Source organism: Achromobacter sp. 01N37, assembly GCF_056399725.1.
The window spans coordinates 131,252-156,553 of the sequence record NZ_JBFTRX010000009.1 but is presented as its reverse complement, the minus strand read 5'-3'; the positions used below and the strand labels follow the sequence as shown (position 1 = coordinate 156,553).

Genomic DNA, 25,302 nt, shown 5'->3' with positions numbered 1-25,302 from the left:
ATGTTGTTGATGTCCGCCATCGTCAGCGGCCTGGGTCTGGGAAGCATGTACGGACTGATGGCCCTGGGCTTTTACCTGACCTACGCCGTATCAGGCACGGTGAACTTCGCCCAGGGCAGTTCCATGATGCTGGGCGCCGTACTGACCTACACGTTCGCGCAGACGCTGGGCTGGCCGCTTGCGCCCGCCTTGCTGGTGGCGCTGGCGCTGTGCGGCGTGTATGGGCTGGTGGTTGAGCGGCTGGCCGTGCGGCCATTCGCCAGCCGTGGCTCAAATGCGTGGCTGATGTCCACGGTGGCGCTTGGCATCGTGCTGGACAACGTCGTGATGTTCACCTTCGGCAAGGAACCGCGCAGCCTGCCGTCGCCGCTTGCGCAAGCGCCGCTTGAAATCGGCGGCCTGGGGCTGGGCATCTACCCGCTGCAACTGCTGATTCCGATCGTAGGCCYGGTGCTGGCGGCGGCGCTGCATACCTTGTCGCGCCGCACGCGCTGGGGCGTGGCGCTGCTGGCGGTAGTGCAGAACCCGAACGCGGCGCGGCTGATGGGCATTCCCGTGCGCCACGCCATCATGGCCGCCTTTGCCGTGTCCACGCTGTTTGCAGGCGTGGCGGGCGCGCTGGTTGCGCCGCTGTTCAACGTGCAAGCGGACATGGGCACGCTGTTCGGGCTGAAGGCCTTTGTGGTCGCCATTCTGGGCGGCATCACCAGCGCCTGGGGCGTGATGATCGCGGGCCTGCTGTTTGGCGTGGTCGAAGCGCTGATCACCGTTGCCCTGGGCTCCGGATACACCCAGATCATCAGCTTCACGCTGGTGATCGTCATGTTGGCCGTGCGTCCGAATGGACTGTTCGGACGCGCCGATGTCAGGAAGGTCTGATGAATAAGCGACTTGCATCACGCTGGCTGCCGCTGGCGATTTACGCGCTGCTGGCCGTGGCGGGCCTGGCCCTGGCGGCCACCGTCAACGGCTATTACGTGTTCGTGCTGGGCAACGTGGCGCTGCTGGCGCTGGCCGGCATCGGGCTGAATGTGCTGCTGGGGCTGACCGGGCAGATGTCATTCGGCCACGCGGGCTTCTACGCCATCGGCGCCTATACCGTCGCCATTCTGACGGGGCAGGCGGGCTGGAGTTTCTGGCTGGCCTGGCCCGCAGCCGCATTGGTGGCGGGCGCGTTTGGCTTGCTGCTGGCGCTGCCCGCGCTGCGCGTGAAAGGGCCGTACCTGGCGATGATCACCATCGCGTTCGGCTTCATCGTCGAGCACGCGCTGATTGAAGGCGGTGACGTCACCGGCGGACAGAACGGGCTGATGGGCATCGTGCAGCCAGAATTCGCGGGCATTGGCGGCGATCGCGGCGTGGCGATGCTGGCCATCGTGGCCGTGTTCGTGGCGCTGGCGGCGTACGCGCTGCTGTCGCGTGGCACGTGGGGCGCGGCGATGCGCGCCGTGAAAGACAGCGAGACGGCCAGCGAATCCATCGGCATCAATCCGCTGACGGTCAAGGCCGTGGCGTTCATGGTGTCGGCGGCGGTGGTGGGCTTGGCGGGCGGGCTCTACGCACCGCAGGCCGGCATGATCACGCCGCACAACTTCAACTTCATGCAGTCCATCCTGTTCGTGCTGGCGGTGACGCTGGGCGGCGCGGGATCGCTCGCCGGTCCCTTGCTGGGCGCGGTGGTGGTGGGGCTGCTGCCGGAAATGCTGTCCAGCCTGGAGGAATACCGGCTGCTGTTTTTCGGCGCTTTTTTGCTGGTGGTGCTGTGGGCTGCGCCGGATGGCGTGGCCGGCTTGTTGTCGCGGTGGCGGCGCTACTCGGACACACATGCGCTGGCGCCACGCCAAGGCGGCATGGCCATGGGCGCACGCCCCCGCGGCGTGTTGCGCGCCGATGCCTTGACCATGACGTTTGGCGGCGTACGCGCGGTGCAGTCGGTGTCGTTCAGCGTGCCGCCCGCTGCCGTGACAGCGTTGATTGGCCCGAACGGTGCGGGCAAGTCCACCGTCATCAACATGCTTAGCGGCTACTACCAGCCCACCAGCGGCGCGGTGGCGCTGGGCGACGCGCCCTTGGCCGCACTGCCCGCTTACCGGGTTGCGCGCAGCGGCATCGCCCGCACCTATCAAACGTCGCAACTGTTCGACACGCTAAGCGTGGAAGACAACGTGGCGCTGGGCATGGTGCGCGGCCGGCTGGGCGGGCTGCTGGCGTCGCGCCGCTTTCTGGCGCCGGACGTGCGCGAACGCGCGCGCGCCCTGCTGGCGTTCTGCGGCTATGAAGGCGCGCTGGACACGCCCGCCGCCGACCTGCCCCATGTGGACCGCCGGCTGGTGGAAATTGCGCGCGCGCTGGCCACCGATGCCGACATTCTGCTGATGGACGAGCCCGCCGCCGGCCTGTCGCGCGAAGACAAAACGCGCCTGGCCGGCCTGCTGCGGCGCATCGCCGAGGCGGGTGCGGGCGTGCTGCTGGTAGAGCACGACATGGCGCTGGTGATGGGCGTGTCGGATCACATCGTCGCCATTGATGCCGGGCGCGAATTGGCGCAAGGCACCCCCGCCGAGATTCAACAATCGGCCGCCGTTCGTCAGGCGTATCTGGGCGATGAAAGCGCCCGGCGCGCGCCCGCCGCGCGGCAACGTGCGGCAGGAACGGCCATCGCGCCCGAGGTGCTGGGGGTGGGCAACCTGGTGACCGGCTATGGCGCGAACCCCGTGCTGCACGGCATCGACCTGCAAGTGCGCCAGGGCGAAATGGTGGCGCTGCTGGGCGCCAATGGCGCGGGCAAGTCGACGTTGATGCGCACGCTGGCGGGGCTGCATCGGCCCGTGCAAGGCGGCATGCATTTGCAGGGCTTGGAACTGAATGGTCTTGCCGCCGACCGCATCGTGGGGCGTGGGCTGGTGCTGGTGCCGGAAGGCCGGCAGGTGTTCCCGGGCTTGAGCGTGCTGGACAACATCCGGCTGGGCGCCTTCCTGCATCCCCAAGACCGCGAGGCGCGCGTCGAAGAAATGCTGACGCGCTTTCCGCGCTTGCGCGAACGGCTGCATCAACGCGCGGGCTTGTTGTCGGGGGGTGAACAGCAGATGCTGGCGATTGCGCGCGGGCTGATGTCCAAGCCTGTAATCCTGCTGCTGGACGAACCGTCGCTGGGGCTGGCGCCGAAGATCATCGATGAATTGTTCGAAGCGCTGGACCGCTTGCGCGCCGAGTCGATGACGATCTTGCTGGTGGACCAGATGGCCGCGCTGGCGCTGTCGCTGGCCGACCGCGCGTATGTGCTGGAATCGGGCCGTGTGGCGGCGCAAGGCACGGCGGAAGAGATCGCGCAGGACGGGGCGCTGGCGCGGGCGTATCTGGGGGCATGAGATCGGGGCGCTGTCCCCTAAGCATTGCGCCCCTAAGCATTGCGCCCCAAGCATTGCCCCCCAAGCATCGCCCCCATCAGCGCACATCAGCCCTCGTCCGCGCCCAGCCGCGCGCCGGCGCGCACGATGCCGCAACGCTTGTGGGCGCGCATCACCACGCCGACTTCGCTGTTGAGCACGCCGTCCAGCTCGCCCAGACGGCGCGTCACCACTTCCCACAAGTGCAGGCTGTCGCGGCACAGCACGTGCCAGAACAATTGCGACGCGCCGCTGGTGCCGAACAGGCAGCGCGTGTGCGGGTCCAGCGCCAGATGCGCGGCCAGCGCATCCACCGCTTGCGGGCGCACCTGCACCGAGATCACGGCTTCCACGGGAAAGCCGACCAGCGCGGGTTCGACTTCCACACGAAAGCTCAACGCGCGACGCTCCACCAGATGCTGCAACAGCCGCTGCGCAGTCGGTTCGCTGACGTTGGCCTGCTCGGCCAATTCCGCGAGGCTGGCGCGCCCATCGCGCATCAGATGCGCCACCATGCGCTGCTCGGGCTCGGTCAGCGCGACGGGTGGCGACGCGGATGGCGTCTCGACCACAGCGTCCGGTTGCGCCTGAATGCGCCATTGCCCGGCGCGGCGAAACGGCCGCAAGACGAGGCGCGCTTCCACATGCTCGACCCCATCAATCGACGGCAGCACGCGGGTCACGACGTCGGGCAGGTCGGCCGCGTCCGCCAAGGTCAGCTCGGCCATCAGATCGGCGGTGCCGGCCAGCGTGACGACCAGTTGGCAGATGTCCAGCCGCGCCAGTTGATCGGCCACATCCGGCACGCGGCCTGACCGGCAGCGCACCCACGCATGCAGCACCACGCCCTGGCCCATGGCCAGCGGATCAGGTTCGGCAATGACGCGCAGCGCGTCGGCGTCCATCAGGCGGCGGATGCGGCGCGCCACGGTCCGCTCGGCAATGCCGGTGGCCGCGCCCAGCTCGCGCCAGGAAGCGCGGGGGTCTGACTGCAACGCAATCAGACAGGCCAGATCGGTGTCATCGAGCGCTGGCATTAGGGGCTTACCCTTACTTGACGTGACCATATTCATTAATCTAACGTTCGCGCATTGATAAAAACACAAAATTAAACGGTCTTTTTGACCAAAAATAAATTCTTATTTTGAGGACGTCATGAGCAGCCCATCCGCGACCTTGCGCAGCAAGCAAGGGGCAAGCGCCGCGCCCGCCAGCGCTGCGCCCGTATCCCGCGCCCGCACCATCCTGGCCGGTAGTGTAGGCAATGCGGTCGAGTGGTTCGATTGGACCATCTACGCCTCGTTCGCCATCTTCTTCTCAAGCCAGTTCTTCCCGCCGGGCAACGAAACCACCGCACTGCTGGCCACGTTCGGCATCTTCGCCGTGGGCTTCTTCATGCGGCCGGTTGGCGGCTGGGTGCTGGGCATTTTCTCTGACCGCTACGGCCGCAAAGCCGCGCTGGGCCTGACGATTCTGATGATGGCGGGCGGTTCGCTCATCATCGCCATCACCCCCACCTACGCCACGATCGGCCTGGCCGCCCCGCTGCTGCTGACCGGCGCACGCCTGTTGCAAGGCCTGTCGCTGGGCGGAGAGTATGCCTCGGCCACGACCTTTCTGGCGGAAATGGCGCCGCCTGAGAAGCGCGGTTTCTATTCCAGCTTTGTGTTCTTCAGCGCCGCCGTCGGCATTCTGGCCGCGTCCGCCGTGGGCTGGATTCTGACGTCGACGCTCACCAAGGCCGACATGGCGTCCTGGGGCTGGCGCATTCCGTTCCTGCTGGGCGCCTTGGGCGGCCTGGCCGGCATGTGGATTCGCCGCGCCATCCCGGAAACCGAAGCGTTCTCGCACGCCAAGAAGGCCGGCGTCGAAAAGCAGCCGCTGCGCACGCTGCTGCGCGACCACCCGCGTGAAGTGCTGCGCATCGTGGGCTTCTCGGTGCTGACCACGTTCGCGTTCTACATCTTCGTGGCCTACGTGCCCACCTACGCCATCCGCCAGGTAGGCGCCGACCCCAAGACCGCGTTCGCCGCCAACACCGTCGCGCTGATCGTCTTCATGGTGGTGCAGCCGCTGTTCGGCATCTTGTCCGACCGCATCGGGCGCAAGCCGCAGCTGATTTTCTTTGCCGCTGGCTACCTGGTGTTCTTCTATCCGGTGATGACGACGCTTGGGCCGTCCTTCGGTTCGATCCTGGCGGTGGAATTGTTCGGCCTGGTGCTCTACGCCATGTACACGGCGATTGCGCCGGCCATCATGTCGGAGCAGTTCCCCACCAGCGTGCGCGCCGTCGGTATCGGCACGCCGTACAACCTGGTTGTTGCGCTGCTGGGCGGCACCACGCCCTACCTGCTGACCTGGCTGCAAAGCAAGGGCATGGAGCGCTGGTTCTTCTACTACGTGCTGGCGGGCGCCGTGATCACGCTGATCACCTTCATCCGCATGCCCGAAACGAAGGGCCAGACGCTGAAGTAAAACGATCAAGCACCCCGTGTAAACGCTTTCCGGCTGCGCCACGGCCGGAAGGCTTTTTCTTTTTCCATGAGATCCATGCCAGAACAAGACCACACCGCCCTGCATTTCCGAGACGCCCGCGAACTTGCCCGCGCCATCCGCCAACGCGAACTGACATCGCGCCAGGTCACCACGCACTTTCTGGACCGCATCGAACGTGCGGCCCCGCTTGCCGCCTACAGCGAGATCACCGCGGAACGCGCGCTGGCGCAGGCCGACGCCGCCGACCGCCTGCAAGACGCGGGCCTGTTGATGGGGCCGTTGCACGGCGTGCCGGTGGCGGTGAAGGACAGCATTCAATGGCAAGGCACGCCCACCACCGGCGGCTCGCAGACCCGGCGCGGCGTCATCAGCGGTGAAACGTCGACGGCGGTGCGCGCCTTGTCGGCCCAGGGCATGGTGATTCTGGGCAAGACGCGCATGACGGAGTTCGCGTTCGGGCTGTCGGGCCAGAATCCCACCCAAGGCACGGCGCGCAATCCCTGGGATGCGAAGGTCGCCCGCGCGCCGGGCGGGTCTTCCAGCGGCGCGGGCGTGGCCGTGGCGGCCGGCCTTGCGCCGATTGCGCTGGGCGGCGATACCGGCGGTTCGGTACGCGCGCCGGCGGCCTTGAACGGACTGGTCGGCTACAAACCGTCGTCCGGGTTGATCAGCCGCGCGGGCTGCCTGCCGCTGTCAGACACGCTGGACGTGCTGGGCCCGATTGCCCGCAACGTGGCCGATGCCCGCCTGCTGGCGCAATTGCTGGCCGGCCCCGATGTGGACGACGCGGCCACCTTGGCCTTGCCCGCCGCCCGCTTCACCGCGCTTCGGCATCCTGCCGCCCGCCGGCCGAATGCGGTCGCCGTGCTGGCGCCGGAAGCCTGGCCCGCAGCGCTGACCGAAGCGGGCCTGCAAACCTGGCACCAGGCGCAAGAACAGCTGGCAGCGGCCGGGCTCACGCCCACCGCGTGGCACCCGCCCGCCGGTCTGTCGTTCTCGCGCATGGCCGACGACAACTCGCTGGTGCTGGCCTACGAGGCCTATCGCTACTACGGCGCGCTGGCGGAAAACCCCGCCGCGCCCTTGTGGGAAGTGGTGCGGGCGCGCATCGCGGCGGGCGGCCGGATCGCGCAAGCCGATTACGAAGCGGCGCTGCTGCGGCGCGCAGCCGACATGGCTGCCTTCGCCAGCGCCATGCAGGGGCAGGACGCCTTGCTGATGCCCGCGTGCGACCAGGCCGCGCAAGCGCTGGACGAAGACGATGTGCGCCATGTGGGTCTGGGCAAATTGCTGCGCCCGGCCAATTTCCTGGGCGCGGCCGCCATCGCGTTGCCTGCGGGATTCGACGCCGAAGGCATGCCCGTGTCGGTGCAACTGCTGGCCCCCGCGGGAGGCGACGCCGCCTTGCTGGATTGCGCGGCGGTGCTGGAACCCGTGCTCGCGCCAGTGGCGCGCGTGCCGGATCTGTCGTCGTGGGGGTTGTGAACACTCCGGCGCTATAAAAAAAGCCCCTGCAAAAATTTTGCAGGGGCTTTTTGCCGTGAAGACTCGCCTTGCGGCGCCTTCTTTACAGCGCTTTCTTCAGTTCCTGAACCTTGTCCGTGGCTTCCCACGAGAATTCCGGCTCGGAACGGCCAAAGTGGCCGTAGGCGGCGGTCTTGGCGTAGATCGGGCGCAGCAGATCCAGCATGTTCACGATGCCCTTCGGACGCAGGTCGAAGTGTTCGCGAACCAGCTTGGCGATCTGGTCGTCAGGGATGACGCCGGTGCCTTCCGTGTACACGGTGATGTTGATGGGTTCGGCCACGCCGATGGCGTAGCTGACCTGCACCTGGCACTGACGCGCCAGGCCGGCGGCCACGATGTTCTTGGCCACGTAGCGGGCGGCGTAGGCGGCCGAACGGTCAACCTTGGACGGGTCCTTGCCCGAGAACGCGCCGCCACCGTGGGGGCATGCGCCGCCGTAGGTGTCGACGATGATCTTGCGGCCGGTCAGGCCGCAATCGCCTTGCGGGCCGCCGATAACGAAGCGGCCGGTCGGGTTGACCAGGAACTTCGTGTTCGGCGTGATCAGGCCTTCGGGGAAGCTCGGCTTGATGATGTCTTCGATCACCGCTTCGCGGATGGTGTCCTGCGTGACTTCCGGCGCGTGCTGGGTCGACAGCACCACGGTGTCGACTTCCGCCGGGCGGCCGTCGATGTAGCGGAAGGTCACTTGCGACTTGGCGTCCGGGCGCAGCCACGGCAGGCGGCCGTCTTTGCGCAGTTCGCTCTGGCGCTGCACGAGGCGGTGCGCGTACCAGATCGGAGCCGGCATCAGGTCGGGCGTTTCATCGCACGCGTAGCCGAACATCAGGCCTTGGTCGCCCGCGCCCTGGTTCAGATAGTCTTCCGAGCTGCGGTCCACGCCTTGGGCGATGTCCGGCGATTGCTTGTCATAAGCAACCAGCACGGCGCAACCCTTGTAGTCGATCCCGTACTCGGTGTTGTCGTACCCGATGCGGCGGATGGTGTCCCGCGCAACCTGGATGTAGTCGACGTTGGCGGTAGTGGTGATTTCACCGGCCAGAACGACCAAGCCCGTGTTGCACAGCGTTTCGGCTGCGACACGCGCGTTGGGGTCCTGCGTGAAGATGGCGTCCAGAATCGAGTCGGAAATCTGATCGGCAACCTTGTCGGGGTGCCCTTCAGAGACGGATTCGGAAGTGAAGAGAAAATCGTTATTGGCCACAGATGCGTCCTTAGTGTCCGGCTTGACCGGCTCATAGGTTCACGAGGCGCGTTGCACCCCGGAATGCATGTCATACGCTATCTGGGTGCGACGCTTTAGCGGATTTGGCATGGGCCGCGCATAGCGCTGTGCCCTTGCCGTCGCCCCGCAAGTTGTCGGTTAACTCGGCGACTGAGCGGATTTTAAGCGAAAATGCCGGTCTTATGCTCGCGCCGGGGGTGTAAACATATTCCTGAACACCGGCATGACCCTGCCCGTCCTTATCCATTTGCCGCATGCTGCTCGCTCTGTTCCGCCTTTTTGCCGCCTTGCCGCTACCCGTTGCGCACGCCATCGGGCGCGCGGCCGGGCTTGCCGTGTACGCCTGGCCGGGCAAGTACCGGCGCAGGCTTCAGGCCAATGCGGCGCAGGCCGGCTACCCGGGCGCGGCGTTCGCCCGCCATGCAGCGGCCGAAACCGGCGCGATGATTCTTGAGAACCCGCGCGTCTGGTTCAAGAACGAGCAAAGCCTGGCCCAAGTGGTGTCGGACGATAACGACGTGGTCGCGTCCGCCCGGGCCGAAGGCCGCGGCATTCTGTTTTTGACGCCGCACCTGGGCTGCTTCGAGATCACCGCCCGCTACCTGGCCCGCCAGATGCCCATGACGGTGATGTTCCGCCCCCCGCGCAAGGACGTGCTGGCGCCACTGCTTGAGACGGCGCGCAACAGTTCGGCCGTCAACGCCGTGCCGGCCACCATGCAGGGCGTACGCGAATTCGTGCGGGCGCTGCGCCGGGGCGAGTCAGTCGGCATGCTGCCCGACCAGGCGCCCAGCGTGGGCGACGGCGTGTGGGCGCCGTTTTTCGGCCGTCTGGCCTACACGATGACGCTGCCCAGCAAACTGGCGACGCAAACCAATGTGCCAATCATCCTGACCGCCGGCGAACGCCTGCCCAAGGGCCGGGGCTGGCGCATCCATTACGTCCGGGTGCCGGAACCGCTGCCGGCCGAGCCTGAAGCCCAAGCCGCCCTGATCAACGCCGCAATGGAAACGCTGATCCGCCGCTGCCCCGAGCAATACCTGTGGAGCTACAACCGCTACAAGACCCCGCGCGGCGCGCCCCCGGCGCCCGACACCGCCCCGGCTTCACCGCCCCCGGCCCCCTGACGCCACGGCCGCCCGGTCTTTTTCCCCACACGATGAACAATTCAAAAACTCGCACGCTGGTCACTCTGTTGAAATGGTTCGGCCGCATCAAGCCGTCCACGCGTCTGCGCATCGGCGCCGTCCTGGGGTGGCTTGCCCCGCGGCTGGCCAAGTCCCGCGCGCGCATCGTGCGCCGCAATCTTGAACTCTGCTTTCCCGATCAGCCCGAATCCGTGCGTGAGAAATGGGTAGCGGACCATTTCCGCGCGCTGGCGCAGTCCATCGTCGACCGGGGCGTGCTCTGGTACGGCACCCCCGAGGCCGTCAAGGACATGGTCACGCAGACCGGGGCCGACCGCATCAATGCGCTGATCGCCGAGGGCCGCCGGGTGATTCTGCTGGCGCCGCACTTTATCGCGATGGACGCCGCCGGCACCCGCCTGACCATGGAAGTGCCCAGCTCCGCCTCCATGTACACCCCGCAAAGCGACCCGCACATTGATGCCGTCGTGGCGGCCGGACGCGCCCGTTTCAACGAAGTGTTCCTGGTCAGCCGCAAGGACGGCGTGCGCGACCTGATCCGCCATCTGCGCGCGCCCCGCCCGGTGTATTACCTGCCCGACATGGACTTCGGCCGCCAGGGTTCGGTGTTCGTGCCGTTCTTCGGCGTGCAGGCGGCCACGTTGCTGGCCACCGCCCAGCTCGCCAAGAAATGGGACGCCGCCGTGCTGCCCATCGTGGGTTTCTGGAACCCGGATACCGGCCGCTACCATATCGATGTGTTGCCGCCGCTTGAGAACTTCCCGGGCGATGCGTCGCTGGAAGACGCCACAGCGCGTCTGAACCGCGAGCTGGAATCCTGGGTGCGCCGCTGCCCCAGCCAGTACTACTGGGTGCACCGCCGCTTCAAGACCCGTCCCCCGGGCGAACCCAAACTCTATTGAGGCCTGGCGCTCGGCCGCCGGCCGCCCAAATAATGGGCGATAATCGCCGGATGAACTGGAACTTCACCAAAATGCATGGCGCGGGCAACGACTTTGTCGTGCTCGACGGGGTCCGCCAGACCATCGACATGACGCCCGAACGGGCGCGCGCCTTGGGCGACCGGCACTTCGGCATTGGCGCCGACCAGATCCTGCTGGTCGAACGCGCCACCCGTCCAGACGCTGATTTCCGCTATCGCATTTTCAATTCCGACGGCAGCGAAGTCGAACACTGCGGCAACGGCGCGCGCTGCTTCGTGCGCTTCGTGCACGAGCAAGGCCTGTCAGACCGCAACCCGCTGCGCGCCGAAATCGCCACCGGCATCCTCGTCCTGGACGAAGGCGACGACGAACAGGTCACCGTTGAAATGGGCAGCACCCGCTTCGACCCCGCCGCGCTGCCATTCGACACCACCGGCCTGGCCTCGCAACGCGAAGGCGAAGACACGCTCTGGGAGCTGGACCTTGACGCGCCCGCGGGCGTCGCCAACAAGGTGCTGCTGTCCGCCGTGGCCATTTCCAATCCGCACGCGGTGCAGGTCGTCGACAACGTCGACACCGCGCCTGTCGGCATCCAGGGCCCGCTGATCGAAACCCATCCGCGCTTTGCGCGCCGCGTCAACGCGGGCTTCATGCAAATCGTTGACCGCCACAACATCCGCCTGCGCGTCTTCGAACGCGGTGCGGGCGAAACGCTGGCCTGCGGCACGGGCGCCTGCGCCGCGGTGGCTGCCGGCATCCGCCGCGGCCTGCTGGAATCGCCCGTGCGCGTGCAAACGCGCGGCGGCGTGCTCACCATTGCCTGGAACGGCGAACAACTGCGCATGACCGGCCCGGCCGAATCCGTGTTCACGGGGCAGGTCGACATCGACAAGCTCGTCTTCTCCATGGCGCTGAATCGCTGACCCTATGACTGATACCACCTTCACCGCCCAGGACATCGCCGCTTTCCTGCAAGACCACCCCGGCTTCTTCGACGAACACGCCGACGTGTTCGCCGCCATGCAGGTGCCGCATCCGCACGGCACGCGCGCCATCTCGCTGGGCGAGCGCCAGATTCTGACGCTGCGCGAACGCAACCGCGAACTGGAATGGCGCCTGCAAGAACTCGTGCGCAACGCCACCGCCAATGAAAGCATCGGCACGCATGTGGCCAAATGGTGCAGCCGCCTGCTGTCTGAAAACGACCCGCAGCGCGTGCCGGGCGAAATCGCACTGGGTCTGGCCGAACAATTCGAACTGAACCACGTGGCGCTGCGCCTGTGGGACTTGTCGGAATTGCCCGCCACCGGCTACGGCGAACCCGTCTCGCAAGACGTGCGCACGTTCACCGACAGCCTGAAGACGCCTTACGTCGGCACCGACACCGACTTCGAAGCGGCCGGCTGGCTCGACAGCAAGCCGAGGTCGCTGGCGCTGGTGCCGTTGCGCCTGGAAGCGGACGGCGCGGCCGTCGGCCTGCTGGTGCTGGGTTCTGACGATCCCGAGCGCTTCACGCCCGAAATGGGCACGGCGTTTCTGGAATCCATCGGCCAACTGGCCTCCGCAGCGCTGCATCGTTTGAACCCGGCCTCGCCGAAGGTCTGACGCAGCAGCATCTATCGCATCGGATCTCTCCCAACGGGTCTACCTCAACGACGAGCGGACATGAACCAGGCACCGGACAGCACTACTCAAGACGCCACGCCGCTGCCTGATCCAATGCACGCCTGGCTGCGTCATCTGGAAACCAACCGCCGTTATTCGCCCCACACGTTGGACGGCTATCGGCGCGAGCTGCATTTCCTGCGCGACCTTGCCGACCGCGCCCGCCTGCCGCTGGACAAGATCGCCAACGGCCACATCCGGCAATTCGTGGCGCGCCTGCACGCGCAGGGCCGCGGCCCGCGCAGCCTGGCCCGAACGCTGGCCGCCTGGCGCGGCTTCTATCAATGGTGGGCGCCATCCATCGACCTGGCAGGCAACCCCGTGGCAGGCGTGCGTGCCCCCAAGGCACCGCGCGGCTTGCCCAAGGCGTTGTCCGTGGAACAGACGCAGGCGCTGCTGGACCGGCCGCCCGCCAAGGTCGCCAACGAACCCGCCGCGCTGCGCGATCAGGCGATGCTTGAATTGCTGTATTCCAGCGGCTTGCGGCTGTCGGAACTGGTGGGGCTGGACTTGCGCTACACACGGTCGGCCGACTATGAATCGCGCGGCTGGTTAAAGCTGGACGAAGCCGAGGTCGAAGTGCTGGGCAAGGGCGGCAAGCGCCGCTCGGTGCCGGTGGGTCAGGCAGCCATTGCCGCCTTGCAGAAGTGGATCGCGGTGCGGCCACAGCTGGCGCCGCCCAACCCCGCCCCGCAAGATGCCGCCGCGCTGTTCCTGGGCGCGCGCGGCAAACGCATTTCGCCACGCGTGGTGCAGCTGCAATTGGCGCAGATCGCGCAACAGGCGGGGCTGCCCACCCACGTGCATCCCCACGTTTTGCGCCACAGCTTCGCCAGCCATGTGCTGCAATCGGCGCAAGATCTGCGCGCGGTGCAAGAGATGCTGGGCCACGCCAATATTTCTACCACTCAGGTCTACACCCGGCTGGACTTCCAGCATCTGGCGAAGGCTTACGACCAGGCGCATCCGCGCGCCGGCCGCAAATCCTGAGCGCCTAGCCGCCCCCGGCCACCATGCCGCCCAGCAGCATGACGCCCAACAACAGCACCGCCAACGCCGCCAGCGCCTCAACGCCATAACGCAAGCGCGCCGCGCCCGCGCTGGACAAGCGGTTGCCGATACGCGTGGCCGCGCCGCCCGCGGCCACCGCCAGACAAGCCAGCGCCGCCACCGTCAACCCGGTGCCCAGCCCCATCGCCAACGCCGACGCAACGCCCGCCAGAAAAAAGCCTTGCGACAAGGCGAACACCAGCACGATCAGCGCGCCACTGCACGGACGCAATCCCACCGCCAGAATGGCCGACCCGGCGCGGCGCCAATTCAAGGCGCCCGCCACCTGATCAGGGGCGGGCACATGCGCATGGCCGCAACCGCAATCGTGATCGTGATCGTGATTGTGATGGTGTTGATGGTGGTGATGAATATGTGCATGCGGCGTAGGCGCATGCACGGCAATCGCACGCAACGCCGCGGCGCCCTTCAACGCCGGCTCTGCGGCGGGCGTCGCCGCAACCGGCTCACGCCGGCGGCGCAGCAACGGCCGAATCGCCTTGATCCACACCAGCCACGCACCCAGCAACGTCACCAATGCATAGGACGCCAGCTCCAGCCAACGCGTGGCCTGGTTCATCGTGGCAGCGGTGGCGTTGAACACCACCGCCAGCACCGCCACCATTGCAATCGCCACCAGCGCCTGGATCAGCGCGGACGCCAAGGCCAGCAGCGCACCGTTGCGCGCCGTCTGCCGGTTGGCCAGCACGTAGGAAGAGATCACCGCCTTGCCGTGCCCGGGTCCCAGCGCATGAAACACGCCATACGCGAATGACAGGCCGATCAACGTCCACGCCGCGCCGCCTTCCGCTTGCCAGGCACGCACCGCGCCCGTCAGCTGGCGATAGAAATGGCTTTGCCAGACTGACACTTGCCCGAAGAAGCTGGCCAGCCAGCCCGGGCCACCCATACCCGCGCTGCTTTCCGGCACGCCAAAAGGATGCGCACCTTGCGCCGCCGCCGCGCCCATGCCGCCCAGCAGCAGCACCGCCGCCAGCCACAGCATCGCGGGATGACGCCGCGCTACGGGCATCGCACCTCGATGCGGTGCGTCAGCCCCTTGGTGATGGCAAAGAGTTCGTCCGGCAACGCGTCCGGATCGGCCGGGATCGCGGCCAATTGCTGCATGGTCTTCCAATCCAGTTCCTTGGGCTTGCGGTAGGCGGACGTGCACGCGGCGGCCTCCGGGCCGCCCAGCGACACCGCGCCCTTTTCATCAAAGGCGTACGCCACGAAATAGGTGGGATCGTAAATATCCACCTGCGCGCCGTCCGCGCCCGGCGCCACGGGCGTGGCCAAGGGCAAGGTGAACGACAGCGTCAAGCGCGTGGTCTTCGGATTCCAGTCAACACGCGCATCGCGCGGCGCGGCAAACGCGGCCATCTTGCCGTCGACCGTCACGCGGGTGAAGTAATGCGAAATCGGTTCACCCAGCGCCGTCATCCAGTCGTTCGCCATGCCCTTGAGCGTATCGGCGGACAAGGAGCCGTCCTTGCCCTTCTTCAGGCCTTGCGTGGCGTAGGCGCCGAACATTTCATCAAATAGCCAGACCTGGCGCACGGCCGTGATGCGGTGCTGCGCATCGACGTCGATAACCGCGCGGGCGTCGATCCACATATGCGGGTGCGCGCTGGCGGCACCGGCCGCCAGCAGTGCCGTCGCGGCGGTCAGGGCTGCAAGGCCGCGGCGAGCTGACGTACGTTCCATTCAAACATTTCCAGATAGGTAGCGCCGGGCTGTCCGGGCTTGGACAGCGCATCGGAATAAAGCGTACCACCCACCTTGGCGCCGGTCTCGCGTGCAATCTGCTGCACCAGTTTCGGGCTGGTGATGTTCTCGATGAACACCGCCGGCACCTTGTCACGCTTGACCTGTTCGATGATGCGCGCGACTTCGCCGGCAGACGGTTCGGCGTCCGTTGACACGCCCATCGCCGAAATGAACGTCACCCCATACGCATCGCCGAAATACCCGAAGGCGTCGTGGGACGTCACGACCTTGCGGCGCTCGGCGGGAATGGCGCCGAACGTCTGTTTTGCGCGGGCATCCAGCGCTTCAAGTTTGGCGATGTAGGTGGTGGCGCGCTGGCGGTACGCGTCGGCGTGCGCGGGGTCGGCAGCGGCCAGACCCTCGGCCACGTTGCGCGCGTAGATCACGCCGTTGGCCAACGATTGCCAGGCATGCGGGTCCGCGTCGCCGTGGTGATGATGGCCGTCTTGCTGACCGTCTTTGTGGCCGTCTTTGGGGCCGTCCTTGGGGCCGTCTTTGTGATCCTCTTTGTGATCATGATCATGATCATGATCGTGGCCGTGATCATGGTCATGCTCGTCGTGCTTGTCGCCATGCCCATCGCCCGCGAACTTGCGCGGCGTGATGCCTTGCGAGGCCACCACGGTCTGGCCCGCAAAGCCCGATGCCTTCGTCAGCTTGGGCAGCCAGGTTTCAAACTCCAGCCCATTCACGAACAGCACGCGCGCGGCGGACAGCTTCTTCGCGTCGCCCGGCGTGGGTTCGTATTCGTGCGCGTCGCCGTCCGGCCCCACCAGCGTCGTCAGGCTCACGTCGTTGCCTCCCACCTCGCGCACGATGTCGCCCAGGATGGAAAAACTGGCCACGGCCTTCAGCGGCTCGGCGGCATGCGACACGCCGAACACGGCCGACAGGCACACGCCAGCCATGGCCAGCAACGCGCGCCGGCGCAGCGGCAGATTGGAACGCATAACGAATCTCCTTGGGAAGTCAGGCCGGACGCATGCCGCGCCGGGCCCGCAGCAGCCCGCCTTGCGGGCCGCCAACGATGGAAAACAGATAGCAGACGCCGGCCGCCAAAATGATCGACGGCGAGGCCGGCACGTTGAAGTGATAGGACACAAGCAACCCGCTCGCGGACGCCAGCACGCCGAAACTGGCCGCCAGCGGAATCTGGCGAGCCGCCGACCGCACCCAGAACCGGGCGGCCGCGGCGGGCAGCATCATGATCCCGACGACCATCAAAGTGCCCAGCACCTGGAAGCCCGCCACCAGATTGACAACCACCAGCACCAGGAAGCCCATGTGCACCCACCCGCCCCCGCCGCCGCTTGCGCGCAAGAAGCCCGGGTCCAGGCATTCGGCGACCAGCAGCCGGTAGATGGCCGCCAGCACTACCAAGGTCACGCTTGCCGTGATGGTCACCAGCAGCAGCGACGCGTCATCCAGGCCCAGCACCGTGCCGAACAGCACATGCAACAGATCCATGTTCGAGCCGCGCAACGACACCAGCAGCACGCCCAGCCCCAGCGAGATCAAATAGAAGGCCGCGAAACTGGCGTCTTCACGCAGCGGCGTCAGCCGTGCGACCAAGCCGGCCAGCAGCGCGACCGCCAGGCCGGTGGCGATGCCGCCCAGCATCATCGCGCCCAGCGACAAGCCCGACAGCAGGAACCCCGCCGCCACCCCCGGCAAGATCGCGTGCGACATCGCGTCGCCCATCAGGCTCATGCGCCGAAGCACCAAAAACACGCCCAGCGGCGCGGCGCCCAGCGACAAGGCGCACGCGCCCGCCAGCGCGCGCCGCATGAAGCCGTAATCCAGAAAGGGCGAGACCACCCATTGCGCCAAGCTCATGCGTAAGCCCTCGCGTGCCATTGCCGCGCGGTCTTCAGATGCGCGTCGTTCAAGGTATCGGCCGTGCCGCCCCAGGCCACGACCGAGCCGGACAGCAACAGGCAATCGGGGAAGTGATCCCGCACCAGATCCAGGTCGTGCAGCACGGCGATCACGGTGCGGCCCTGGCCGTGCAAGCCGCACAGCAGGGCCATCAAGTCGTCGGCGGTATGGCTGTCGACCGCGGCGAAGGGTTCGTCCAGCAGCAGCACGGGCGCATCCTGCACCAGCATCCGCGCGAACAACGTGCGCTGCATCTGCCCGCCCGACAGCGTGTCCACGCCGCGCGCGGCGGCATCGGCAAGACCAACGGTTTCCAGCGCATCCATGCAGCGGTCGAGTTCATCGTTGCGATACCGGCGCCATCCGCCCACGCGGCGCCACGCGCCCATGGCGACCAGGTCCAGCACCGAAACGGGAAACGACCGGTCCAGCTCCGCCGCCTGCGGCAGCCATGCCAGCTCCGACCGCCCCGCGCCGCTGATGCGCACGCTGCCGGTCATGGGGCGCAGCACACCCATGATGCCTTTGATCAACGTGGATTTGCCCGCCCCGTTGGGCCCCACCACGGCCGTCATTCCACCGGCGGCGAAGCGCCCCGACACCGACTTCAGTGCGGGGTGACCGTGCCAGCCGAACGAGGCGTCCGACAGTTCAATCGTGACTGGCGACGCGCTCATCGCGGCCACCAGTCCAAGGCCCAGCCGGTCAGCGCCCACAGCGAAGCGGCCGCCACCAGGGCAAAAGCCATGCGGCGCCAGGCGGAAACCAGAAAAGCGGAACGGGGCGCGGTGTGACGAGGCGCCGTGCAACGAGGCGGGGTGCTTTGCCGGGAAGCGGCGCCGGGCCGCGCAGGCAGAAGCGAGAAATGAGACATGGAAAACGTAACGACGAAAGGCGAGGGACGAAGGGGGGAAGACAAGAAACCAAGATCGAAGACGAAGGCCGAAACCCGAAGGAATGCGACGGCGCCGACGCTCGGAATCGCAGTTTTAATATGTTATATCATAACTAATTGCGCTTGAATCCGCCCACCTCGCCCGCATATCCATGTTTTCTGCTACCTTCCAGGCATCTCGCGCGCGTCGCGCGCGTCTTCCATTCAGATAAAGCCCGCCATGCCCGCTCCGCCCCGTTCCCCCCGCAGCGACACCGTCGGCGCCCAGCTCAGCGTCGCCGAGACGTTGTGCGAACAGCGCGGACGCCGCCTGACGCCCATCCGCCGCAAGGTGCTTGAGCTGCTGCTGCGCCACGGGCGCAGCCTGAAGGCCTATGAATTGCTGGACGCCATGCGCGCAGTGCACCCCGGCGCCGCGCCCCCTACCGTGTACCGCGCGCTGGACTTCCTGATGGACGAAGGCCTGATCCACCGCCTGGACGCCGTCAACGCCTGGAGCGCCTGTCACGACGCAGGCGGTGCACCGCACGATCTGCTGGTGGTCTGCACCGGCTGCGGCGCCGTGGCCGAAGTGTCCGACCCCGCCATGAGCCGCCAATTGGCCGAACGCGTCGCCCAAACGGGTTACGCCCTGGCCACGCACGAAACCGAAATTCGCGCGTTGTGTCCCCAATGCCAGCAGAAGCAACCCGCTGACGCCGGCCATCAGCACCATCATCACTAAGTCCTGATCCGCCGGACGGGTGTGTCCGCCGGCGCATCATCCGGATTTCAAAACCGTCATTCCATCGCCGTCATGCGCCCGCCTGACCCCGGCGCATGACGCTCTTGAAATCCGGCAGACCGCCCCAAAATAGTGATATCGCCCGATACTTGACGGTGTACAGCCGCGATCCGGACGGCTATGGCCCCTGGGTTGACCCGGGGTTTGCCCCCTGCCCCCGACTGTGCTGTAATCCTGCGTCCGGCCGCTATTGGCGGCCTTCGCAGCCTGTGGCAAACCTCATCCTGCACGGGAAAATCCCCTGTCAGGCCTGTGGGTTGAATGCCTAGACTTCAGCCTTGACCTCACGCTAGCAGCTTCGCCATGAACACCCCGCGCAGTTTGGACAAAATGGTTCCCGTCACCATCCTCACCGGCTTTCTCGGTGCGGGCAAGACCACCCTGCTCAAACGCATCCTGACCGAATTCCACGGCCGCCGCGTTGCGGTCATCGAAAACGAATTCGGACCGGAAAGCATCGACAACGACCTGCTCGTGCAAGACAGCGATGAAGAAATCATCGAACTGTCCAACGGTTGCGTCTGCTGCACGGTGCGTGGCGACCTGATGCGCACCCTGTCCGAGCTGCGCGTCAAGCGCGAAGCTGGCGAACTGAATTTCGAACGCGTCATTCTTGAGACGACCGGCATGGCCAACCCTGGCCCCGTCTGCCAGACGTTCTTCATGGATGACGACATCGCCGAGTACTACCGCCTGGATGCGGTGGTGACCGTGGTCGACGCCAAGCACGGCATGTCCACGCTCGACGAACAGCCTGAAGCCCAGAAGCAAGTCGGTTTCGCCGACCGCATCCTGATCTCCAAGCGCGATCTGGTCAACGAAGCTGACTACGAAGCGCTGCGCCACCGCCTGGTTCACATGAACCCGCGCGCGCCGATCACGCCGGTCAATTTCGGCGAAGTCGACCTGAAGTCGATCATCGACATCAGCGGCTTCAACCTGAATTCCATTTTGGACATCGACCCGGAATTCCTGGCCGATGAACACCCCGACGCCGCCCACTCGCACGAGCATGGGCACGACCACGGACACGATCACGGCCATGGCCACGATCACGACCATGATCACGACGGCGATTGCGGGGCGCATTGCAATCATGCCCACCATCACCACCACCAGCACGACGACGAAATTGGCGCGTTCGTGTTCCGTTCCAACAAGCCGTTCGATCCCGCGCGCCTTGAGGAATTCCTGGGCGGCGTGGTTCAGGTCTATGGCCCCGACCTGATGCGCTACAAGGGCATCCTGTACATGAAGGGCATCAACCGCCGCATGTTGTTCCAGGGTGTGCACATGATGATGGGCGCCGAACCCGGCAAGCCGTGGACCGCGGCCGAAAAACCGTCCACCAAGATGGTGTTCATTGGACGTAAGCTGCCCCAGGAGATTTTCACCCGGGGCTTGGAGCAGTGCCTGGCGGGGTAATCCCCCTTCCTGACGTGACGCGATGCGACGAAGGCAGTACTGTGAGGTACGAATAGCGTAAGCAACCAGCAACACGACCGGGAAAGGACGCCCGCGCCAGGATCGATTCATAGTGGAGTGTTTTCATGGCTACCAAGGCAGCAACCAAAAAATCAAGCAAGTCGACGAGCGATACGGCGATTGATCTGCCCAGCGAGAAGGAATTGCTGGCCATGCCCGAGTCCGACTATATGAACGAACGCCAATTGGCTTTCTTCAAGGAACGGCTCAAACAACTCGAACAGGACATCCTGGCCAACGCCGGCGAGACCACTGAGCACCTGCGCGAAACGCAGTTCGTGCCCGATCCCGCCGACCGCGCCACCATCGAGGAAGAACATGCCCTGGAGCTGCGCACCCGTGACCGCGAGCGCAAGCTGCTGAAAAAGGTGCAACAGTCCATCGCCCGCATCGACAGCGGCGAATACGGCTGGTGTGAAGAAACCGGCGAACCGATTGGCGTACCCCGCCTGTTGGCCCGCCCCACGGCCACCCTGTCGCTTGAAGCGCAGGAACGCCGTGAAATGCGCCAAAAGCTGTACGGCGACTGATCCGTCCCGTTATTCGCGCCATGCCCTGAAAGGCTATGCTGGTTTCCAGCATGGCCTTTTTTACTTGCGGTCACCCGCCCGCTTGATTTCCCTGGATCTGCCCCCAGCTAGTCCTTTCAAAGGAAGGAACGCATGGAACAATTTCACGCCACCACCATCGTGTGTGTGCGCCGCGGCAACCGCGTCGCGCTCGGAGGCGATGGCCAGGTCACCCTGGGCAACATCGTCGTCAAGGGCACGGCCCGCAAAATCCGCCGCCTGTACCACGACAAGATCCTGGCCGGTTTCGCCGGCGCCACCGCCGACGCATTCACGTTGCAGGAGCGCTTCGAAGCCAAACTTGAAAAGCATCAGGGCAACCTGATGCGCGCTGCGGTTGAACTCACCCGCGACTGGCGCACCGACCGCGTCCTGCGCCGCCTGGAAGCCATGCTGATCGTGGCCGACACCGAGCACACGCTGGTGCTCACCGGCAACGGCGACGTCCTGGAACCCGAACACGGCCTGGCCGCCATCGGCTCCGGCGGCGCGTATGCCCAGTCAGCCGCGCTGGCGCTGTTGCGCAACACCGAGCTGTCGCCCGAGGCCGTCGTCAAGCAATCGCTGGAAATCGCCGGCGACCTCTGCATCTACACCAATCAGAACCACGTCATCGAAACGCTGGGCGACTGACGCCCGCCACGCGGCACGCGGGGCACGCCCCTCGCGCCGCGGCCGCTTCCCCAGCCCGCTCTAGCTTCAAGGATTCGCCCTCATGTCCGCATCCAACATGACGCCCGGAGAGATCGTCTCCGAACTCGACAAATACATCGTCGGCCAGAACCGCGCCAAGCGCGCGGTGGCGGTCGCCCTGCGCAACCGCTGGCGCCGCCAGCAGATCGCGGAACCGCTGCGCCACGAAATCCACCCCAAGAACATCCTGATGATCGGCCCCACCGGCGTGGGCAAGACCGAAATCGCCCGCCGCCTGGCCAAGCTGGCCAACGCGCCCTTCATCAAGATCGAAGCCACCAAGTTCACGGAAGTGGGCTATGTGGGCCGCGACGTCGACACCATCATCCGCGACCTGACCGAATACTCGATCAAGCAAACGCGTGAACTGGAAATGCGCCGCGTGCGCACCCAGGCTGAAGACGCCGCTGAAGACCGCATCCTGGACGCCCTGGTCCCGCCCGCCCGCAGCGCCTCTGGCGAACCGGAACGTGGCGAAGACAACAGCGCCCGCCAGACCTTCCGCAAGCGCCTGCGCGAAGGCAAGATCGACGATCTGGAAATTGAGATCGAAATCGCCCAAGCCGCGCCGCAAATGGACGTCATGACGCCCCCCGGCATGGAAGAAATGGCCGAGCAGCTGCGCGGCATGTTCGCGGGCATGGCTCGCGACAAGAAGAAATCCAAGAAGATGAAGGTGCGTGAAGCCTTCAAACTGATCGTCGACGAAGAAGCCGCCAAGCGCGTCAACGAAGAAGACCTGCGCACCGTCGCGATCAACAACGTTGAACAGAACGGCATCGTCTTCCTGGACGAAATCGACAAGATCGCGGCCCGCCAGGAATCGGGCGGCGCCGACGTGTCGCGCCAAGGCGTGCAACGCGACCTGCTGCCGCTGGTTGAAGGCACGACGGTCAACACGCGCTACGGCATGGTCCGCACGGACCACATCCTGTTCATCGCGTCGGGCGCCTTCCACCTGGCCCGCCCGTCGGATTTGATCCCGGAATTGCAAGGCCGCTTCCCGATTCGCGTCGAACTGGAATCGCTGACTGCCGAAGACTTCGTGCGCATCCTGTCCGACACGGACGCCTCGTTGACCAAGCAGTACACCGCCTTGATGGCGACGGAAGACGTGCAGCTGGAATTCACGGATGAAGGCGTGCGCCGCCTGGCCGAACTGGCCTACGACGTCAACGAAACCACCGAGAACATCGGCGCCCGCCGCCTGTACACGGTGATGGAGAAGCTGCTGGACGAGTTGTCGTTCGACGCCACCTCCAGCCAGGCCAAGCACGTCACCATCGACGCGGCCTACGTCAATTCGCAATTGGCCGAAGCCGCCAGCAGCCAGGATCTGGCGCGCTACGTGCTGTAAGCCGGGATGGGCACGGGGCCGGGTCTTACGATTCAATCAGCCCCGACCCTGCATCGGCAAAAAGCCGCTTGCCGCGTGATTGCGGTAAGCGGCTTTTTTATGGGAGCGGGGTCAGGTCGCGGTCTTCAGGTCGTCGATGTTTAGGTCGTCGTTTTTAGTTCGTCGCTTTTAGGTCGCCGTTCTCAGGTCGTCGTTTTCAGGTCGCCGTTTTCAGGTCGTAATCTTCAGACCGATATCTTCAGGACCGCGAGCCCCAATTTGTGATCTTCAGTTCGTGATCGCCGTCACCACGTACTTGCCATCCTTGCGCGTCGCGGTGAAGCGCACCTTGTCGCCCGCCTTGATCTTGGCCAGCAAGGCCGGATCGGCGTCGTACACCAGCGTCATGGCCGGCAGGTCCAGCGCCTTGATCTCATCGTGCTTGATCGTCACCTTGCCCGCCGCCGGGTCCACGCGCCGCACTTCCCCGCTGGCGTCGGCCTGCTGCGCAAACGCCAGCGGCGTCGCCAGCGACACAACGGCCATCGCGGTCGCGACAGCCATGGGCATTGCATATTTGCGGTCAAAAGCCATACAGGCATCCTCCATTGACAGCGAAAGCCAAAGAGCCGGAACACACCGCCCTTCCCGCTTTCCACAATGCTAGGATACCGCCGTTATGAAACAGTTCCTGCGGCAGAACGCAACAATCCTGACGGTTGATTGCGAACCGGCCCCCTCTCTCCTGGGCGCCCGCTTACCGCTGGACGCAACCCCCCACATTTATCCAATTCAGGACGTTTCCCATGGCCAACCGCTTATCTGTCATTGCCACCCGCACGGGAGACGACGGCACCACCGGGCTGGGGGACGGATCACGCACTCCCAAGGACGCGCCGCGCATCGCTGCGTTGGGTGATGTGGATGAGCTGAACAGCGTCATCGGCGTGCTGCTGGCGGAACCGCTGCCGCCCGAGATCTCGATTGATCTGATGGCGATCCAGCACGACCTGTTCGACATGGGCGCGGAACTTTGCATCCCGGGGCACACGGCTGTCAGCGACGACCAGGTCGCCCGCCTGGACGCGCGCCTGGCGCATTACAACGGGTCGCTGACACCCTTGCGCGAGTTCATCCTGCCCGGCGGCACGCGGGCCGCGGCGCAGGCGCATGTTGCGCGGACGGTGTGCCGAAGAGCCGAACGGGCCGTGGTGGCGTTAGCGGGAGTTGAAACGGTGAACCCGCCGGTGCGGCAATATTTGAACCGGCTGTCGGATCTGATGTTTGTGTTGGCGAGATGTATAAACCAACATGCGGGACAAAAAGATACGTTCTGGGCAAGCGCTCAGGCGCGCCGATAGGTTGCGGCCGGCATACGCCGGACGCCATCGGCCAAGGGTTTGAGGCATATGAGCATTATTGTCACCGGCGGGGCCGGCTTCATTGGGTCCAATTTCGTCTTGGATTGGCTCGCGCGCAGCGACGAACCCGTCATCACCCTGGATAAACTGACCTACGCCGGCAATCTGGACAATTTGGCCTCATTGGCGGGTGACCCTCGCCATCGCTTCGTCCACGGCGACATCGCCGATCAGACAGCCGTCCTGAATCTGCTGTATACGCATCGCCCACGGGCGCTGATCAATTTCGCCGCCGAAACCCATGTCGACCGGTCCATCGCCGATCCGGAGGCATTCATCCAAGCCAATGTGCTGGGCACCTTCCATCTATTGGAAGCCACGCGCAGCTACTGGTCCACCTTGGATGCAGCAGGCAGGAATGAATTCCGCTTCCTGCATGTCTCGACCGACGAAGTCTATGGCTCGCTGGAAGACGACGGTACGCCATTCACCGAACAGACCCGCTACGCGCCCAATAGCCCGTATTCCGCCAGCAAGGCCGCCAGCGATCACTTCGTTCGCGCCTATCATCAGACCTACGGTCTGCCCGTACTGACGTCCAATTGCTCCAACAATTACGGCCCTCGGCAGTTTCCGGAAAAACTGATCCCGCTGATCATCCACCATGCCTTCGCCGGCAAACCCCTGCCGATCTATGGAGATGGCTTGCAGCGGCGGGATTGGTTGTACGTCTCCGATCATTGCGACGCCATCCGCAGAATGCTCGAGGCTGGCACGCCCGGCGCCACGTACAACGTGGGCGGGTGGAATGAAATGACCAATCTGGACCTGGTGCGCGGACTTTGCCGGCGTCTGGACGAATTGCGGCCGCGAGCCGATGGAAAGCCTTATGCGGATCAACTCGTCCTCGTCCCCGATCGGGCGGGTCACGATCGCCGTTACGCGGTCGATGCCTCGCGACTGCAACGCGAACTAGGTTGGATGCCGGCAGAAACATTCGAGTCAGGCATCGAAAAGACGGTGCAGTGGTATCTGCAAGAGACTCAGTGGGTCGCCAATGTCGCCAGTGGCGCCTATCGCAAGTTCCCTGTGCCTTGCAACGGGAGCTAGC

24 protein-coding genes are annotated in these 25,302 nt (G+C 65.5%); 16 read left to right on the top strand and 8 right to left on the bottom strand.

Annotated features, from left to right (window positions below):
- Both AC1DSJ_RS19795 and AC1DSJ_RS19790 read left to right on the top strand, forming a co-directional pair.
- Positions 1-879 carry a branched-chain amino acid ABC transporter permease gene (locus AC1DSJ_RS19795; protein WP_476760372.1) on the top strand — a complete coding sequence of 293 codons (879 nt, stop codon included), beginning with the start codon at positions 1-3 and terminating at the stop codon, positions 877-879.
- Positions 879-3,368 carry a branched-chain amino acid ABC transporter ATP-binding protein/permease gene (locus AC1DSJ_RS19790; protein WP_441371970.1) on the top strand — a complete coding sequence of 830 codons (2,490 nt, stop codon included), beginning with the start codon at positions 879-881 and terminating at the stop codon, positions 3,366-3,368. The genes AC1DSJ_RS19795 and AC1DSJ_RS19790 overlap by 1 nt, the downstream gene beginning before the upstream one ends.
- A gap of 86 nt (positions 3,369-3,454) precedes the next feature.
- Here AC1DSJ_RS19790 and AC1DSJ_RS19785 read toward each other — a convergent pair whose 3' ends face one another.
- Positions 3,455-4,459 carry an Lrp/AsnC family transcriptional regulator gene (locus tag AC1DSJ_RS19785; protein ID WP_427944966.1) on the bottom strand — a complete coding sequence of 335 codons (1,005 nt, stop codon included), beginning with the start codon at positions 4,457-4,459 and terminating at the stop codon, positions 3,455-3,457.
- An 82-nt stretch (positions 4,460-4,541) separates the two neighbouring features.
- Here AC1DSJ_RS19785 and AC1DSJ_RS19780 point away from each other — a divergent pair, with 82 nt between their 5' ends.
- On the top strand, positions 4,542-5,861 hold the full coding sequence (locus AC1DSJ_RS19780) for an MFS transporter (protein ID WP_054420744.1): 1,320 nt from the start codon (positions 4,542-4,544) through the stop codon (positions 5,859-5,861).
- Positions 5,862-5,936: 75 nt separating this feature from the next.
- On the top strand, positions 5,937-7,367 hold the full coding sequence (locus AC1DSJ_RS19775) for an amidase (protein WP_441371969.1): 1,431 nt from the start codon (positions 5,937-5,939) through the stop codon (positions 7,365-7,367).
- A gap of 82 nt (positions 7,368-7,449) precedes the next feature.
- On the opposite strand, the gene metK is transcribed toward AC1DSJ_RS19775, so the two are convergent.
- A complete protein-coding gene (metK, locus tag AC1DSJ_RS19770) occupies positions 7,450-8,613 on the bottom strand; it encodes a methionine adenosyltransferase (RefSeq protein ID WP_054420746.1) in 1,164 nt (387 codons plus the stop codon).
- Between the two features lie 275 nt (positions 8,614-8,888).
- Here metK and AC1DSJ_RS19765 point away from each other — a divergent pair, with 275 nt between their 5' ends.
- The 5 genes from AC1DSJ_RS19765 to xerC are packed head-to-tail and all read left to right on the top strand — an operon-like array spanning position 8,889 to position 13,360.
- A complete protein-coding gene (locus AC1DSJ_RS19765; protein ID WP_054420747.1) occupies positions 8,889-9,761 on the top strand; it encodes a lysophospholipid acyltransferase family protein in 873 nt (290 codons plus the stop codon).
- 32 nt (positions 9,762-9,793) lie between these two features.
- Positions 9,794-10,684, top strand: a complete 891-nt coding sequence (locus AC1DSJ_RS19760) for a lysophospholipid acyltransferase family protein (RefSeq protein WP_175170345.1) — start codon at positions 9,794-9,796, stop codon at positions 10,682-10,684.
- 32 nt (positions 10,685-10,716) lie between these two features.
- Entirely contained in the window at positions 10,717-11,628 is a 912-nt protein-coding gene (dapF, locus tag AC1DSJ_RS19755) for a diaminopimelate epimerase (RefSeq protein ID WP_441371968.1), read from the top strand.
- Positions 11,629-11,632: 4 nt separating this feature from the next.
- Positions 11,633-12,310: a DUF484 family protein gene (locus AC1DSJ_RS19750; RefSeq protein WP_441371967.1), complete on the top strand. Its 678-nt coding sequence runs from the start codon at positions 11,633-11,635 to the stop codon at positions 12,308-12,310.
- 60 nt (positions 12,311-12,370) lie between these two features.
- Positions 12,371-13,360, top strand: coding sequence for a tyrosine recombinase XerC (gene xerC / locus AC1DSJ_RS19745; protein ID WP_427944957.1), 990 nt, complete (start codon positions 12,371-12,373; stop codon positions 13,358-13,360).
- A 4-nt stretch (positions 13,361-13,364) separates the two neighbouring features.
- On the opposite strand, the gene AC1DSJ_RS19740 is transcribed toward xerC, so the two are convergent.
- Genes AC1DSJ_RS19740 through AC1DSJ_RS19720 form a run of 5 tightly spaced genes read right to left on the bottom strand, consistent with a single transcriptional unit; the run spans position 13,365 to position 17,745 of the window.
- Positions 13,365-14,453, bottom strand: coding sequence for a nickel/cobalt transporter (locus AC1DSJ_RS19740; RefSeq protein WP_441371966.1), 1,089 nt, complete (start codon positions 14,451-14,453; stop codon positions 13,365-13,367).
- On the bottom strand, positions 14,444-15,127 hold the full coding sequence (locus tag AC1DSJ_RS19735; RefSeq protein WP_427944955.1) for a DUF1007 family protein: 684 nt from the start codon (positions 15,125-15,127) through the stop codon (positions 14,444-14,446). Before AC1DSJ_RS19735 ends, AC1DSJ_RS19740 begins: the two co-directional genes overlap by 10 nt.
- Positions 15,088-16,140, bottom strand: a complete 1,053-nt coding sequence (locus tag AC1DSJ_RS19730) for a metal ABC transporter substrate-binding protein (RefSeq protein WP_441371965.1) — start codon at positions 16,138-16,140, stop codon at positions 15,088-15,090. The genes AC1DSJ_RS19735 and AC1DSJ_RS19730 overlap by 40 nt, the downstream gene beginning before the upstream one ends.
- Positions 16,141-16,159: 19 nt before the next feature.
- Positions 16,160-17,026: a metal ABC transporter permease gene (locus AC1DSJ_RS19725; protein ID WP_054420754.1), complete on the bottom strand. Its 867-nt coding sequence runs from the start codon at positions 17,024-17,026 to the stop codon at positions 16,160-16,162.
- Complete coding sequence (locus AC1DSJ_RS19720) at positions 17,023-17,745, bottom strand: metal ABC transporter ATP-binding protein (RefSeq protein WP_054420755.1); 723 nt, start codon at positions 17,743-17,745, stop codon at positions 17,023-17,025. The genes AC1DSJ_RS19725 and AC1DSJ_RS19720 overlap by 4 nt, the downstream gene beginning before the upstream one ends.
- A gap of 438 nt (positions 17,746-18,183) precedes the next feature.
- On the opposite strand from AC1DSJ_RS19720, the gene AC1DSJ_RS19715 reads away from it, so the two are divergent.
- The 5 genes from AC1DSJ_RS19715 (at position 18,184) to hslU (ending at position 22,851) form a co-directional block, all read left to right on the top strand.
- Complete coding sequence (locus AC1DSJ_RS19715) at positions 18,184-18,687, top strand: Fur family transcriptional regulator (RefSeq protein ID WP_342066390.1); 504 nt, start codon at positions 18,184-18,186, stop codon at positions 18,685-18,687.
- A gap of 363 nt (positions 18,688-19,050) precedes the next feature.
- The gene (locus AC1DSJ_RS19710) at positions 19,051-20,172 is read left to right on the top strand and encodes a CobW family GTP-binding protein (protein WP_175170351.1); all 1,122 of its coding nucleotides are present in this window, start codon (positions 19,051-19,053) and stop codon (positions 20,170-20,172) included.
- A 125-nt stretch (positions 20,173-20,297) separates the two neighbouring features.
- Positions 20,298-20,762, top strand: a complete 465-nt coding sequence (gene dksA / locus AC1DSJ_RS19705) for an RNA polymerase-binding protein DksA (RefSeq protein WP_006216410.1) — start codon at positions 20,298-20,300, stop codon at positions 20,760-20,762.
- A 132-nt stretch (positions 20,763-20,894) separates the two neighbouring features.
- Positions 20,895-21,434 (top strand): ATP-dependent protease subunit HslV, encoded by a 540-nt coding sequence (gene hslV / locus AC1DSJ_RS19700; RefSeq protein WP_006216412.1) that lies wholly within the window; start codon positions 20,895-20,897, stop codon positions 21,432-21,434.
- Between the two features lie 82 nt (positions 21,435-21,516).
- Positions 21,517-22,851 (top strand): ATP-dependent protease ATPase subunit HslU, encoded by a 1,335-nt coding sequence (hslU, locus tag AC1DSJ_RS19695; RefSeq protein ID WP_441371964.1) that lies wholly within the window; start codon positions 21,517-21,519, stop codon positions 22,849-22,851.
- A gap of 267 nt (positions 22,852-23,118) precedes the next feature.
- On the opposite strand, the gene AC1DSJ_RS19690 is transcribed toward hslU, so the two are convergent.
- A complete protein-coding gene (locus AC1DSJ_RS19690) occupies positions 23,119-23,424 on the bottom strand; it encodes a copper-binding protein (protein WP_006216414.1) in 306 nt (101 codons plus the stop codon).
- A gap of 212 nt (positions 23,425-23,636) precedes the next feature.
- On the opposite strand from AC1DSJ_RS19690, the gene AC1DSJ_RS19685 reads away from it, so the two are divergent.
- Positions 23,637-24,191: a cob(I)yrinic acid a,c-diamide adenosyltransferase gene (locus tag AC1DSJ_RS19685; protein ID WP_441371963.1), complete on the top strand. Its 555-nt coding sequence runs from the start codon at positions 23,637-23,639 to the stop codon at positions 24,189-24,191.
- 48 nt (positions 24,192-24,239) lie between these two features.
- Positions 24,240-25,301, top strand: a complete 1,062-nt coding sequence (rfbB, locus tag AC1DSJ_RS19680) for a dTDP-glucose 4,6-dehydratase (RefSeq protein ID WP_054420761.1) — start codon at positions 24,240-24,242, stop codon at positions 25,299-25,301.
- Position 25,302: the final 1 nt, after the last annotated feature.